Here is a 13,801-nt window from a genome sequence, read left to right as displayed (position 1 = left end):
TCGTTTCTCCAAGCGGGAACCGGACCGGCCGGTCAGCCGTGGCCCCTGCGTCCCTCGGGCGCTCCGCCGTTGGGAACAGTGCCGCGGTGGGGACCATCGACTGAGGGGAGCGCGGCGTAGAGTTCGTTGGCGGAAGCGTCCAGGCACGACCGGGCCCGGGCGGCCACGAGCGGAAAGGGCACCAGTGAGCACCATCCAGTCCCCACACGACCCGGAGAAACTGCGGGACCTGGCCGTCGCGGTGGCGGCGGAGGCCGGAGAGCTCGCGGCCAAGGGGCAGGAGGGCATCACCGTCCTGGACACCAAGTCCAGCCCCACCGACGTCGTCACCGAGATGGACCGGGCGACCGAGGACCTCATCAGGGACCGGCTGCTCGCGGCCCGCCCGCACGACGCGGTGCTCGGCGAGGAGGGCGGCGGCATCGAGGGCAGCAGCGGGGTCCGCTGGGTCGTCGACCCCATCGACGGCACCGTCAACTACCTGTACGGGAGCCCCGACTGGGGGGTGGCCGTCGGCGCGGAGGTCGACGGGCAGGTCGTGGCGGCCGCCGTCCACCTGCCCGTCCACGGGCAGATGTTCGAGGCGGTCCTGGGCGGCGGGGCCAGGCTCGGCGGGCGGGCCCTGCGCGCGCCCGAGGCGGTGCCGTTGGACCGGGCGCTGGTCGCCACCGGCTTCGGATACTTCCCCCAGCGCCGCCTCCAGCAGGCGAAGGTCCTCACCGAGGTGATCCCGCTGGTGCGGGACATCCGCCGGGGCGGTTCGGCCGCGGTGGACATCACCGGGATGGCCACCGGCCGCTACAACGCCTACTACGAGCGCGGGCTGCACCTGTGGGACTGGGCCGCACCGGGCCTGGTCGCCAGTGAGGCCGGGCTGCGGGTGGGGGGTCTGCGCGCCGGGCCGCCCAGCAACGATCTGGTGATCGTCGCCCGCCCCGGCCTCTACGAGGAGCTGGACGCGCTGCTGGCCCCGCTCGGCGCCGACACGGACGGCTGACCCCGGGCGAACGAGAACCGGGAACACGCCGGGGTCGTGAACACAGGAAGGCCCCGGGCGCGGGGAGCGCCCGGGGCCTGGGGGAGACGGGGTCGGAACACCCGAGCGGTTGCCCGCCCCGTCCCTGCGCTGCCGGTCCCCGGCCCCTCAGGGGCAGGGGACGGCGTCGGCCGCTCCGGTCAGGAGTGGGCGTCGACGCCGTTGCGAGCCGCGATGCGGTAGAGATCCTCGAGCTCCGACGCATGGGTGTCGGCAAGGAAGTCGTCCCCGGCGGCCTGCGCCGATTCGAGCGACCGATAGGTCTCGCTGATACGGACCTTGATCTCCGCCATGAACTCGCCCATTGCACCTCTTCCAGGGGTAGGCACCGGGACATGGTGATGCCCCGGTGTAATCCGTATGCGCACGCCTTCGCGTCCGCACGAATCGAAGTCGTCACGACCCTGTGACATGCGTGCTCGTCGCGGTCCGGGAGGGTGCCCGGTGTCCACGCGTGCGTCTCCTACCTCTACCGCACTGTGATCCACGTCAAACGCCCACCCCCCGCGCGTGATCCTTCCGTAACTTCCATCGACGGCGGAAGGTCATTCCGCAGGGTGGAAAAGTCCGCCTCAGGGGTGATTCGGGCGTCGGGGTGCCCGGTCGGACCCGGGGCGGCTCGCGTGCTTGGGGTGAGTGATGTAAAAGAGTGTCACAAGACACATTTCCCGAATGGGCCTTGTGCTTACTTGTTTCTTATTCTTGATGTGTCAGATTTGAGATGTGCGGGGTTGAGCCGCCGCCGACGGTTGGGGGATTCGTCGGCGGCGGCCGCCCCGTGCTCAGGGGAGTTGCGAAGCTCCCGGTTCAGCGCCCGTGTCACACGGGGTCGAGGAGAAGGACTCTCCGGAGTCCACGGGTTTACCGTCTCCTTACCTCCACTGTGAGAGAACGGTTGACGCGGCCGGGACCAAGAACGCCGCTGCCGGTGTGTTGGGGGATGCGCCGGCAGCGGCCCCCTTTTTGTTTCCAGACACCGACGCTCTAGAGGGACAACGTTGCGCGTACTCGTGGTCGAAGACGAACGGGTCCTGGCCGACGCAGTGGCCGTCGGACTGCGACGGGAGTCCATGGCGGTCGACGTCGTCTACGACGGGGACGCCGCCCTCGAGTACACCGCGGTCAACGACTACGACGTCGTCGTGCTGGACCGCGACCTCCCCGGCACCCACGGCGACGACGTCGCCCGCTCCCTGGTCAACGAGAGCTACAACGGCCGCATCCTGATGCTCACCGCCTCCGACGGGGTCCAGGACAAGGTCGATGGCCTCACCCTGGGGGCCGACGACTACCTGGCCAAACCCTTCGCCTTCGCCGAGCTCATCGCCCGCGTGCACGCCCTGGGACGCCGCTCGGCACCGCCGCTGCCGCCCGTCCTGGAACGGGGCGGCATCACCCTGGACCCGGCCAACCACCAGGTGCACCGCGAGGGCCGCGAGGTCCCGCTCACGCCCAAGGAGTTCGCGGTCCTGCAGGTGCTCATGCGCGCCCAGGGAACCGTGGTCAGCGCCGAGGGCCTGCTGGAGAAGGCCTGGGACGAGAACGCCGACCCCTTCACCAACGTCGTCCGGGTCACCGTCATGACCCTGCGCAAGAAACTCGGTGACCCGCCGGTCATCCAGACCGTCCCGGGGGCGGGGTACCGCTTGTGAGACCGGGGGAGCGCCCAGAGCCAGGGCAGGTCGAACCCACGCGTCCCGGGGACACGGGGACCTGGCGCAGCCTGAACTCCGTCGCTCCGGGCGGATCCGGCGGGGAACGCTCCACCGCCCACGCCACGGTGCACCGCTTCACGGACAACCTGAGCCTGCGCGCCCGCCTCACCCTCATCTACGGGATGCTCTTCTTCGCGGCGGGCTCCCTGCTGGTCCTGGTCAACTACCTGGTCGTCGCGGTCCTGCTCAACGCGCTCCTGTCCGAGGAGAGTCCCGCCGAGCTGATCGAGAACAGTCACTACATCGAGCAGGTCCTCACCCACGTCACCCGGTTCTCGCTGCTCGCGCTGTTCCTGGTGGGGCTGCTCGCCGTGGCCCTTGGGTACGCGGTGGCGGGCAGGGCGCTCTCACCGCTGCAGAAGATCACCCGCATCGCACGCAGGCTCTCCGAACGCTCCCTGCACGAACGCATCGCGCTGTCCGGGCCCGACGACGAGATCCGTGAGCTCGCCGACACCTTCGACGGCATGCTCGAACGCCTCGACCGGGCCTTCGACGGGCAGCGGCGCTTCGTCGCCAACGCCTCCCACGAGCTGCGTACGCCCCTGGCGATCAACCGCACCCTCCTGGAGGTGGCCCTGAGCGCGCCGGACGTCTCGCCGGACCTCAGGACCGTCGGGCAGACCCTCCTGGAGACCAACGCCCGCCACGAACGCCTCATCGACGGCCTTCTGTTCCTGGCCAAGAGCGACCGCGAACTCGAGGTCAAGGCCAGGGTCGACCTCAGCGAGGTCGTCACGACGGTGCTCAGCCAGCTCAGCGGGGCCATCGACGAGTCCGGGCTGTCGCTGCGCCAGGACCTGCGGCCCGCCCCGGTGACCGGCGACCCCGTGCTGCTGGAGCGCCTCGTGGCCAACCTGGTCGAGAACGCCCTCAAGTACAACGTCGACGAGGGTGAGATCACCGTGCGCAGCGGTATGTACGAGGGCATGCCCGCGGTCCAGGTGGAGAATTCGGGCAAGGTCATCCCGGCCTACGAGATCGAGGGGCTCTTCGAACCGTTCCGCCGCGGCTCCGGCGACCGCGTCGGCTCGGGCCGCAGCGCCGGTCTGGGCCTGTCCATCGTGCGTTCGGTGGTGCGCGCGCACGAAGGGGTGGTGACCGCCTGGCCCCGCGCGGGCGGCGGTCTGGTCGTCACGGTCTGCCTGCCGGTGCCTGCGGGCAACGGCACCGAACCCGCCGAGCGGCGTTAGGGCGTCTTCGCCGAACACGCCCCGTGATCTCTCCGACGGGCAGGTCCCGGGGCACGACTACGCCGGGGGTCGAGCTGCGTACCGCCCCGCTTCGTGGTATCTATACGTGTCCGAAGACACGCCCACCCCTGTCACGAGCGTCAAGCCGGGGTGGGTATGCTTCCCCGGGCGTGGACACGGAGGGAATCCCTCCTGACGTGGGCATGTCTTGCTTTTTGGCCCGTACTCGGGGGAGTGTTCCATGCTTGTCCGGTATGTGGGCGCAAACGTGTTTTCAGGTCTACGAGGCGCCTGACGTTGGGTAGTACAGCAGGGAACGACCTGTGAGGGGCCGCTGAACCTTGGCCGCCTCCGGTCACAATCTCGTGAAAGTGCTGCTGACCAGTGAACTGTGACCCGGGAGGGGGCACAGATCACCGACATCGGGAAAACTCATCGGCCGATCCGGGCACAACGAAGGTCTCTCAAGCGTTACACCCGCGCGACGAGGCACTAAACGAGGGGGATGGAGTTAGCAGAGATGGCGACCGACTACGACAGCCCGCGCAAGACTGACGAGGACATCAACGAGGACAGCCTCCAGGAGCTGCAGGCGCGGCGCGTGGACAAGGGCACCGGTACCATCGACGTCGACCCCGACGAGGTGGCCGAGGGCATGGAACTGCCCGGTGCCGACCTGTCCGGCGAGGAACTCGCCGTGCGCGTGCTTCCCCGCCAGGCCGACGAGTTCACCTGCTCGCGCTGCTTCCTGGTGCACCACCGCAGTCAGCTCGCTGAGCAGCGCGCCGGTCAGCTGGTCTGCAAGGAATGCGCCTGACGCTGACGGCGACGGGTCCGCGCACGGCACCCAGGGGTCCCCGAGGACGCCGTGGGGTACGGGGGCGGGACCTGTTCGACCGTCGGTGAAGAACCGGTGGGCACCCGAGCACGACCGGTGAGCGCCCGAGCCGCGATCCGATGCGTCCCCTCCGGGGGCGCATCGCGCGTCTTTCGGGGTGGAGCGAGGCGACGGCGCGCGAAGCACGACGGTGGACGGCCGACCGCACACGGGGCCCCGAAGAGGGGAAGCAACCAGTGCGGTGGGCCGCCCACCGTCGTCGTGATTACCGGGTCCAAAGCCCCGGACGAGGGCGGGCCTCAGACCTCCAGGTCGCGCCCGCTGGAACCGCCCAGCTGCTTGCGGGCGGCGCGGACGGCCAGCACCCTGGCCACCTCGACGCCCACACCCGCCACCACGGCCCAGCTCAGGGCACGGCCCAGGCTGACGTCCGGGGACTCCAGGTCCGTCGGCGGTTCCTCGCCGGTCGCACGTGTCCAGGCGAAGGTCAGAGCCTTGCGCGTGACGAACTCGGCCGCGAAGCCCGCAACCAGTCCGATGACGACCGGTGCGACCTCACCGTCCTTCTTAGCCATGTGAATCGTTCACCGTTCCCTTGTGCGTACGATGATGCGCGCGGCTGCGCGCGAAGACGCGGCGTCTACGTGAGGAATCCTTTCACGCTGGCCCGCACCCCCGCATCGGCGGCCGCCGATGCGATTCACGCGGGCGCGGTCCGGGCCACCCCGTATTCCCTGACGGGGGCGCAAAAGCGGGAGCGACCAATGGTTGCGGAGGGCTAACATTGCCGTCATGACCAACCGCTCTCATTCCTTCCGCATGCCCGACAAGCCTTCGCTGGACGGTATCGAGGCGAAGTGGGTCGACGTATGGGATGAGTCCGGCGTCTACCACTTCGACCGCACCCGCAGCCGCGAGGACGTCTACTCGATCGACACCCCGCCGCCCACGGTCTCGGGTTCGCTGCACATCGGACACGTGTTCTCCTACACGCACACCGACACCGTCGCGCGCTTCCAGCGGATGAACGGCAAAGCCGTCTTCTACCCCATGGGCTGGGACGACAACGGCCTGCCCACCGAGCGCCGGGTCCAGAACTACTACGGCGTCCGCTGCGACCCCTCGGTCCCCTACGACCCGGACTTCCAGCCGCCGGAGAAGCCCAACCCCAAGCGGCAGATCCCGATCTCGCGCCGCAACTTCATCGAGCTGTGCGACATCCTCACGGTCGAGGACGAGAAGGTCTTCGAGTCCATCTGGCGCCGTCTGGGGCTGAGCGTCGACTGGCGGCACACCTACGCCACCATCGACGACAACTCCCGTGCCGCCGCCCAGCGCGCCTTCCTGCGCAACCTGGCCCGCGGCGAGGCGTACATGTCGGAGGCACCCACCCTGTGGGACGTCACCTTCCGCACCGCCGTCGCCCAGGCTGAACTGGAGGACCGCGAGCGCCCCAGCGCCTACCACAAGGTCGCCTTCCACAAGCCCGACGGCACCCCGGTCCACATCGAGACCACCCGCCCCGAGCTGCTGGCCGCCTGTGTCGCGCTGGTCGCCCACCCCGACGACGAGCGCTACCAGGACCTGTTCGGCACCACCGTGTCCACACCGGTCTTCGGCGTCGAGGTCCCCGTCAGGGCGCACCGCCTCGCCGACCCCGAGAAGGGGTCCGGTATCGCGATGATCTGCACCTTCGGTGACACCACCGACGTCACCTGGTGGCGCGAGCTCCAGCTGGAGACCCGCCCCATCATCGGCTGGGACGGCCGCGTCATCGCCGATCCGCCCAAGGGCATCGACTCCGACGCCGCCCGCGAGGCCTACTCCCAGCTGGCCGGGGCCACCGTCCACACCGCGCGCGAGCGCACCGTCGAGCTCCTCAAGGCCAGCGGCGACCTGGTCGGCGAGCCCAAGCCCATCACCCACCCGGTGAAGTTCTACGAGAAGGGCGACAAGCCCCTCGAGATCGTCACCACCCGCCAGTGGTACATCCGCAACGGCGGCCGGGACGAGGACATCCGCGCCCAGCTCATCGAGCGCGGCCGTGAGCTCACCTGGTACCCCGAGCACATGCGCCAGCGCTACGAGAACTGGGTCGAGGGCCTCAACGGCGACTGGCTGATCAGCCGCCAGCGGTTCTTCGGCGTCCCGTTCCCGGTCTGGTATCCGCTGGACGCCGACGGCAACCCGAACTACGACCAGCCGCTGCTGCCCACCGAGGACCAGCTTCCCATCGACCCCAGCTCGCAGACGCCCGCCGGGTACACCGAGGACCAGCGCGGCCAGGCCGGCGGGTTCATGGGCGACCCCGACGTCATGGACACGTGGGCGACCTCCTCGCTGTCCCCGCAGATCGCCTCGGGGTGGGAACGCGACCAGGACCTGTTCGAGCGGGTCTTCCCGATGGACTTCCGCCCGCAGGGCCAGGACATCATCCGCACCTGGCTGTTCTCCACCGTGGTCCGCGCCCACTTCGAGAACGGCAGCCTGCCCTGGAGCACCACCGGCATCTCCGGCTGGATCCTGGACCCGGACCGTAAGAAGATGTCCAAGTCCAAGGGCAACGTGGTCACCCCCGTCGCGCTGCTGGAGAAGTACAGCTCCGACGCGGTCCGGTACTGGGCGGCCAGCGGCCGGCTGGGCACCGACACCGCCATGGACGAGGGCCAGATGAAGGTCGGCCGACGGCTGTCCATCAAGATCCTCAACGCGAGCAAGTTCGTCATGTCGGTCGCCGGTGAGAACGCCACGACCGACCCCGCGCAGGTCACCGAGCCCCTGGACCGGGCGATGCTGGCCGCGCTGGCGGACGTGGTCGAGGAGGCCACCGCGGCCTTCAACGCCTACGACCACACCCGGGCCCTGGAGCGCACCGAGCGCTTCTTCTGGGACTTCTGCGACGACTACCTGGAGCTCGTCAAGACCCGGGCCTACGACACCGAGTCCGCCGAGGGCGCCTCCGCGCGCGCCGCGCTGCTCATCGCCCTGGGCGCCCTGCACAAGCTGTTCGCGCCCTTCGTCCCCTTCGTTACCGACGAGGTCTGGAGCTGGTGGCAGGACGGTTCGGTGCACGCCCAGAGCTGGCCCGAGGCCGCCGAGTACCGAGCCGCGGCCGCCGGCGGTGACCCGGCCGTCCTGGCCGCCACCGCCGAGGTCCTGCGCTCGGTCCGCAAGGCCAAGTCCGAGGCCAAGCTGTCCATGCGCGCCGAGGTCGACAACGTCCGGGTCCGCGGCAAGCAGGCCGAGGCGGCCCGCGCCGCCGCCGCCGACATCACGGCCGCCGGTCGCGCCGCCGGCATCGACTTCGAGACCACCGACGACGGTGAGCTCAGCGTCGAGGTGACGCTCGCCGAACCCGTCGAGGCACCGGAGTGAATCCGGAGTGACCACCGGTGACTCACCAGCGGTAACGGAGCGACAGCGCTGGTGGCAGCGCTGACGGGGCGGGCCCGAGCACGTTCGGGCCCGCCCCGCCGTCGTCCGCGGCCACACCGGCCCGCGCGGCACCGAGGCAGCACCCGGGGGGCGATAGGCTCGGCGAATGTGAGTACCTCATCCAAAGGCGGACGGTTGCCGATCACGGTCCGTCGCCTGGACCCCGGCCTCCCCGTACCCGAGTACGCCCACCCGGGTGACGCGGGCGCGGACCTGTACGCCGCCGTCGACGTCCATCTCGAACCCGGAGAACGCGCCACCGTCCCCACCGGTCTGGCCATCGCCCTACCCGAGGGCTACGCGGCCTTCGTGCACCCCCGGTCCGGGCTGGCCGCCCGGCACGGGGTCACGGTCGTCAACGCCCCGGGCACCGTCGACGCCGGATACCGGGGCGAGATCAGGGTGACCCTGCTCAACACCGACACCAACACCCCGGTCAAACTCGCCCGGGGCGACCGGATCGCGCAGATGGTGATCCAGCGCGTGGAGCGGGCGGAGTTCGTCGAGGCGGACGAACTCCCCGACTCGGTGCGTGGTGCGGGTGGTTTCGGTTCGACCGGGGGCCACACCGCACAGCGGTGAACGTCCCCCGACTCCCCGGTGTGATCCCGGGACCTACGGAAGAAGCGGAGAGGTGAAGGCGTGTTTGGACGCCGCCGCAAGAAGCGGGACAAAGAGACCGACAGAGCCGCGGAGACGGAGGCCCGGCCCAAGCGGCAGGGTGCCGCCGGCGCGGTCTCCTTCGACAACGAGATCGAGCCGGAGCGTGCTTCGGGCCAGCCCGTCAAGGACGAGGACCAGTACCGTCGGACCGGCCCGTGGGACTCCTCCGAGGACGCCCCCGAGGCCAGCCGGATGGACCTGGGCAGCATGCTCCTGCCGATGGAGCAGGGCACCGAGATCCAGGTGAACGTCGCCCAGGACAAGCAGAACAAGCAGAAGATCATCGGGGTCACCCTGGTGCGCGGCAAGACCGCGCTGCAGGTTCAGCCCTTCGCCGCGCCCAAGTCCTCCGGTCTGTGGGACGAGATGCGCGAGGAACTGCGCGAGCAGGTCACCAAGCAGGGCGGCAAGGCCGAGGACCACGACGGCACCTTCGGCCCCGAGCTCCAGGCGCTCATCCCCATCAAGGGGAAGAAGACCGAGGACGGCAGGCAGTTGGGGCAGCGGGTGCGCTTCATCGGCGTGGACGGTCCGCGCTGGGTGCTGCGCGGCGTGATCCGCGGCGAGGGCGCGACCAAGCCCGAGATGATGTCCGAGATCGAGCAGATCTTCGCCAACATCGTGGTGGTGCGCGGCGACCAGCCGGTACCGCCCAGTGAACTGCTGCAGATCACGGTGCCCAAGAAGATCCAGGAGCAGATGGCCGCCGCCGCCCAGCAGCGCGCCGCTCAGCAGGCCGCTCAGCGCGGCAACGCGGGCAGCTCGCCCAACGGCTCCGCGAGCGGACCCGCGCCCAGCGGTTCCTGAGGAATCCCGCTGGACCCGGTGAAGTCGGGGGGGGCTTTCGGGAAAACGGGTTCTCGGGAGAAACGGCCTGTGGACAACCGTGTCCGGGGGTGCGCCGTTCCGTACTGTGTGTTTCATGGCACAGACGACGCAGAACAGCGCTCCCCGGCCGCTCCCCGAGGACTGGGACCGGCTCCTGGCGGTGGTGGCCCACCCCGACGACCTGGAGTTCGGCGCCTCCTCGGCGATCCACCGGTGGACCCAGCAGGGCAAGGACGTGGTCGAGCTCCTGGTGACCAAGGGCGAGGCGGGGATCGACTCGATGGACCCGGGGGCGTGTGCGCCCCTACGGATGGCGGAGCAGCGCGCCTCCGCGGAGGCCGTGGGCGCGGCCACGGTCGAGTTCCTCGACTTCCCCGACGGCACCCTGGAGTACGGCCTGCCGCTGCGCAGGTCCCTGGCCGGGGCGATCCGTCGGCACAGACCGGACGTGATCGTCTCCATCAACTTCCGTGAGCACTTCGGCGGGGGCAGCTTCTTCAACCACGCCGACCACCGGGTCCTGGGCCCGGCTCTGCTGGACGCGGTCCGCGACGCCGCCAACCGTTGGGTGTTCACCGAGCAACTGGTCGAGGGCCGGGAGCCCTGGGACGGTGTGCGCTTCGTGGCCTTCGGCGCGGCACCGGACCCCACCCACTTCGTGGAGTTGAGCGAAGAGAACCTCGCCGCCGGCATCGCGTCCCTGGACGCGCACGAGGTGTACCTGGCCAATCTGGACGGTTTCGATCAGAAGACCTTCCTGCGGGAAGGTGCCGTGAGCTCGGGTGAGTGGGCGGGCGTACCGCTGGCTACCTCCTTCGAGGTCTTCGACACCTGATCCCCGGCGGCCGGGTCCCGATACCCGGCCGTGCCGGGGGCGACCGTACCTGAGCGCGCCGTGTCCGCGGTGCGCTGTCTCTCCACGGCTCCGGGGCCTCCCGGAGCCCGAGCCCCGGAAGGACGGACATGACCGTAAGCGGTGGCGGGGGCGCCCCGGAGACCGAGAACAGCGGCGGGGGAGCGCGCCGGGGCCGGAGCAGGGGCGTGCGCGTCCTGCTGTGGACGCTGGCCGTGCTCATGGCACTGGTACTGGTCGCCGGGGCGGCCTTCCTGGTCTGGGTGCTCACCCCGCACCGGGCCGAACCCGGACCCCTGGCCGAGGCCGGGGAGGACCCGGCGGTCGTCGTGGAGCGCCGGGAGGGCGCGGTGGTGCTCGCCCCGGCCGAGGACCCCTCGGGGACCGGAATGGTCTTCTACTCGGGGGCGCGTGTGGAGGCCGACGCCTACGCGGCCGTCTGGGCCCCGGTGGTGGCCCGGACCGGCGTCACAGTGGTCCTGCCCGACCTGCGCCTCAACCTCGCCCTGCTCGACTCCGCCCGAGCCGAGAGCGCGGTCGAGGCGGCACCGGAGATCTCCGAGTGGTACCTGGGCGGGCACTCCATGGGCGGGGCCTTCGCCGCCCAGCACCTGGGTACCGGGGACGGGGACGTCGAGTGGGCGGGGCTGGTCCTGTGGGGCTCCTACGCCATCGAGAGCGCTGACCTCGCCGACCGCGACGACCTCAGAGTGCTGTCGGTGGCGGGTGGCCGCGACGGCGTGCTCATCCCCGACGAGGTCGAAGAACGCAGACCCAACCTGCCCGAGGACGCCGTCATCGAGGTGATCGAGGGCATGAACCACGCCCAGTTCGGCGCCTACGGCGACCAGGCGGGCGACGCGGAACCGGAACTCACCGACGACCAGGCCCACCAGGCCCTGGCCGAGATCACCGCCACCTTCCTGGAGGCTTCCTGACCGTTCAGGGTCCTGCCAGGCTGGGGAGGTGAAACGGACCTGGGCCGCGAGGTGCTCGCCCGCCCATCGTCTCGTTCAGGCGGTGGGGGCGCCTCGGCGGTCGGTTTGGGCGGGCCCCGGGTCCACGGGGTCGGTGATCCGGCCGGTGAACAGGATCGCGCCCCGGCGGCGCAGGACGAACCGGAAGGGCTGGTCCACCAGGAACTCCTTGGGCTTGGGCGGGATCACGGCCGACATCACCATGACGGCGGCGGTGGCGGCGGCGCCCTCCGCCCCCTTCTCGTCCACGCGCAGCACGGCCTGGTGCACGATGGCGTCGACCTTGATCGGTTCGGTGCTGATCCCGCCGAAGTCGGCGGAGTCGGTGGCCAGGGTGCGCACGTGCGCGGGGGTGGCGGCCAGGGGCTCGAGCAGCGCGGTATCGGTCTGCACGGCGAAGCGCGGCAGCGCCAGGCTCACCTCCTCCTGCCTGCGTGCCCTGTAGAGGCCTCGCAGCGCTTCGGGGGTGAGGGGCGGGGCGTCGGCCCGCTCTGCGCCGGGGGAGTCGGGGATGATCACGTCCAGGGCCAGCCCGTGCTCGCCCTCCAGGGTGACCATGCGCAGCCCCGCGTGTTCGGCGTGGGTCATCCGCCCGGTGCGCCGCATGGTCGGGACGCGGTGGGTGCCGCCCGGGGCGTGGAAGTCGCGCTCACGCGTCTGGGCCGCTTCGAAGGGCTCGGCCCACAGCATCTTCACCCACAGGGCGTTGACCAGGAGCAGGCGGACCTCGGGGTGCACGGTGCCCGGTGAGAGCAGCTCGGGGATCAGACCCTGGGTGACCTGTGAGACCCGGTCGTTGACCTTCGCGCGCACACCCTCGGCATTGTGCCGGAAGTCCACCCGGTCCACCTCGGCGTCGGCCTGGGCGCCGACCCGCTCCTCGAACTCGGTGCTCAGCGGAAGGTCGGCGGGCACGTACAGGCCGTTCAGGGTGGCCAGGTCCAGCCCGTCGGCAGCCTCGACCGCGGCGTTCAGGGCGTCCAGGTGCCCCACGGGGTCGGAGCTGGCCGGGGCGACCAGGGCCGCCAGTTCACGCAGGGTGTCGCCGCCCGCGCCGGTGGCCAGCAGACCGAGCACGGCCCCGACCGAGTAGGGCGACCACACGTGCGAGGCGCCCTTCCCGGTCAGCTCCGGGTCCAGGGCGAGGGCGAAGCGCAGGTGCTCCTCGTGGGGCTCTTCCGTCCTGGTGGTCTTCACACTGGCTCCTCACGAAAGCGGGCGGGCCGCCAGCGTACGGAAGAGCGCCGACACAAAGCCAGCGCCCGTGGTGAGAACCGGGTGAGAAGTGGCACGCCGCATTGGCAGACGAAGCGGGACAAGGCGGTACGGGGAGGGCCTGCGGCGTCCCGGAAGGCCGCTCCCGTGCTGTGACGGGTCGCATAGGGTGGTGCATCATGGCTGGCGGCCGCGGACGGCCGTACGGCGAAACCGGATCAGGAGCGGGATGACTGAGCAGCAGCGGGCCTCCGAAGACGCGACCCAGGCCGAGGGCCGGGCGGGCAGTGGCCCCGTCGTCACCGAGGGAACGGTCGAGGCGCTGGTCCGGACGAAGCTCGCCGAGGCCCTGGGCGGCAAGCGCGGCATGGTCGAGACGGCCATCCCCACCCTGACCTTCACGATCTCCTACATCGCCAGTTCCGAGCTGCGGCTCTCGATCATGCTCGGTGTGGGCGCGGCCCTGCTCCTGGGCGTGCTCCGGCTGGTGCAGCGCTCCTCGGTGCAGTACGTGATCACCAGCCTCTTCGGTATCGGCCTGGCCGCGGTCTTCGCGATGCGCAGCGGCAACGCCGAGGACGCCTTCCTGCCCGGCATCATCTACAACGCGGTCTACGCCGTGGTGCTGAGTATCTCGGTGCTGGTGCGCTGGCCCGCGATCGGCCTGATGATCGGCCCGTTCATCGGGCACAAGGAGGACTTCACCTCCTGGCGGAGCAACCCGGCCGTGGTCAAGCTGGCCTCGCGGCTGACCTGGCTGCTGGTGCTGCCGTGCGTCATCCGGGTCGTGGTGCAGTACCCGCTCTGGCTGGCCGCGTCCAACGAGTGGGCCAACACCTTCGCCCTGCTGGGCCTGTCCAAGGTCGCGATGGGCTGGCCGCTCCAGGTGGCGGCCTTCGCGGGCATGGTGTGGATCCTGGCCCGCGGCCGCACCCCCCTGGAGAACGGGGTCACCGAGTCCGGTGCGACCAAGGACGGTGTGGCCGCGGACAGCGCTCGGGCCGCGGACGCCGGTCAGGCCGGGTCCGACCAGCGGGAGCGGTAAGAC

The 13,801-nt window shown here is 70.5% G+C and carries 13 protein-coding genes; 10 read left to right on the top strand and 3 right to left on the bottom strand.

The window, feature by feature from the left end; all coding sequences use genetic code 11:
* Positions 1-184: 184 nt before the first annotated feature.
* Positions 185-997, top strand: coding sequence for an inositol monophosphatase family protein (locus tag HNR07_RS11250; RefSeq protein WP_184364844.1), 813 nt, complete (start codon positions 185-187; stop codon positions 995-997).
* 179 nt (positions 998-1,176) lie between these two features.
* Here the strand turns inward: HNR07_RS11250 and HNR07_RS11245 are convergent, their stop codons facing one another.
* The gene (locus HNR07_RS11245; protein ID WP_017581020.1) at positions 1,177-1,341 is read right to left on the bottom strand and encodes a hypothetical protein; all 165 of its coding nucleotides are present in this window, start codon (positions 1,339-1,341) and stop codon (positions 1,177-1,179) included.
* A 693-nt stretch (positions 1,342-2,034) separates the two neighbouring features.
* On the opposite strand from HNR07_RS11245, the gene HNR07_RS11240 reads away from it, so the two are divergent.
* The 3 genes from HNR07_RS11240 to HNR07_RS11230 all read left to right on the top strand — a co-directional run bounded on the left by HNR07_RS11240 (position 2,035) and on the right by HNR07_RS11230 (position 4,761).
* Positions 2,035-2,688, top strand: coding sequence for a response regulator transcription factor (locus tag HNR07_RS11240; protein WP_184364842.1), 654 nt, complete (start codon positions 2,035-2,037; stop codon positions 2,686-2,688).
* Complete coding sequence (locus HNR07_RS11235) at positions 2,685-3,944, top strand: sensor histidine kinase (RefSeq protein ID WP_184364840.1); 1,260 nt, start codon at positions 2,685-2,687, stop codon at positions 3,942-3,944. The genes HNR07_RS11240 and HNR07_RS11235 overlap by 4 nt, the downstream gene beginning before the upstream one ends.
* A 520-nt stretch (positions 3,945-4,464) precedes the next feature.
* A complete protein-coding gene (locus tag HNR07_RS11230) occupies positions 4,465-4,761 on the top strand; it encodes a DUF4193 domain-containing protein (protein ID WP_013153901.1) in 297 nt (98 codons plus the stop codon).
* Positions 4,762-5,081: 320 nt separating this feature from the next.
* On the opposite strand, the gene HNR07_RS11225 is transcribed toward HNR07_RS11230, so the two are convergent.
* Positions 5,082-5,357 (bottom strand): DUF4235 domain-containing protein, encoded by a 276-nt coding sequence (locus tag HNR07_RS11225; RefSeq protein WP_184364838.1) that lies wholly within the window; start codon positions 5,355-5,357, stop codon positions 5,082-5,084.
* A 217-nt stretch (positions 5,358-5,574) separates the two neighbouring features.
* Between HNR07_RS11225 and valS the strand changes: the two genes are divergently transcribed.
* The 5 genes from valS (at position 5,575) to HNR07_RS11200 (ending at position 11,499) form a co-directional block, all read left to right on the top strand.
* Entirely contained in the window at positions 5,575-8,157 is a 2,583-nt protein-coding gene (gene valS, locus HNR07_RS11220; protein WP_184364836.1) for a valine--tRNA ligase, read from the top strand.
* 195 nt (positions 8,158-8,352) lie between these two features.
* Positions 8,353-8,799 carry a dUTP diphosphatase gene (gene dut / locus HNR07_RS11215; RefSeq protein WP_221318784.1) on the top strand — a complete coding sequence of 149 codons (447 nt, stop codon included), beginning with the start codon at positions 8,353-8,355 and terminating at the stop codon, positions 8,797-8,799.
* A gap of 60 nt (positions 8,800-8,859) precedes the next feature.
* The gene (locus HNR07_RS11210) at positions 8,860-9,687 is read left to right on the top strand and encodes a DUF3710 domain-containing protein (protein ID WP_184364832.1); all 828 of its coding nucleotides are present in this window, start codon (positions 8,860-8,862) and stop codon (positions 9,685-9,687) included.
* Between the two features lie 115 nt (positions 9,688-9,802).
* The gene (locus HNR07_RS11205; RefSeq protein ID WP_184364830.1) at positions 9,803-10,543 is read left to right on the top strand and encodes a PIG-L deacetylase family protein; all 741 of its coding nucleotides are present in this window, start codon (positions 9,803-9,805) and stop codon (positions 10,541-10,543) included.
* 239 nt (positions 10,544-10,782) lie between these two features.
* A complete protein-coding gene (locus HNR07_RS11200; RefSeq protein WP_184371895.1) occupies positions 10,783-11,499 on the top strand; it encodes an alpha/beta hydrolase in 717 nt (238 codons plus the stop codon).
* 75 nt (positions 11,500-11,574) lie between these two features.
* Here HNR07_RS11200 and HNR07_RS11195 read toward each other — a convergent pair whose 3' ends face one another.
* Positions 11,575-12,735, bottom strand: a complete 1,161-nt coding sequence (locus HNR07_RS11195; protein ID WP_184364829.1) for a serpin family protein — start codon at positions 12,733-12,735, stop codon at positions 11,575-11,577.
* A gap of 247 nt (positions 12,736-12,982) precedes the next feature.
* Here HNR07_RS11195 and HNR07_RS11190 point away from each other — a divergent pair, with 247 nt between their 5' ends.
* Entirely contained in the window at positions 12,983-13,798 is an 816-nt protein-coding gene (locus tag HNR07_RS11190; RefSeq protein WP_184364827.1) for a DUF3159 domain-containing protein, read from the top strand.
* Positions 13,799-13,801: the final 3 nt, after the last annotated feature.

The organism is Nocardiopsis metallicus (genome assembly GCF_014201115.1).
Lineage (GTDB): Bacteria > Actinomycetota > Actinomycetes > Streptosporangiales > Streptosporangiaceae > Nocardiopsis > Nocardiopsis metallicus.
Note: the sequence above shows the minus strand (reverse complement) of the source record. Positions and strands in the feature narration are given on the sequence as shown.

What these genes read in the sequence shown, in the direction of transcription:
- HNR07_RS11245 (WP_017581020.1), bottom strand. Translation starts at nt 1,341, where the DNA reads ATGGGCGAGTTCATGGCGGAGATCAAGGTCCGTATCAGCGAGACCTAT.
- HNR07_RS11230 (WP_013153901.1), top strand. Translation starts at nt 4,465, where the DNA reads ATGGCGACCGACTACGACAGCCCGCGCAAGACTGACGAGGACATCAAC.
- HNR07_RS11225 (WP_184364838.1), bottom strand. Translation starts at nt 5,357, where the DNA reads ATGGCTAAGAAGGACGGTGAGGTCGCACCGGTCGTCATCGGACTGGTT.
- valS (WP_184364836.1), top strand. Translation starts at nt 5,575, where the DNA reads ATGACCAACCGCTCTCATTCCTTCCGCATGCCCGACAAGCCTTCGCTG.
- HNR07_RS11205 (WP_184364830.1), top strand. Translation starts at nt 9,803, where the DNA reads ATGGCACAGACGACGCAGAACAGCGCTCCCCGGCCGCTCCCCGAGGAC.
- HNR07_RS11200 (WP_184371895.1), top strand. Translation starts at nt 10,783, where the DNA reads ATGGCACTGGTACTGGTCGCCGGGGCGGCCTTCCTGGTCTGGGTGCTC.
- HNR07_RS11190 (WP_184364827.1), top strand. Translation starts at nt 12,983, where the DNA reads ATGACTGAGCAGCAGCGGGCCTCCGAAGACGCGACCCAGGCCGAGGGC.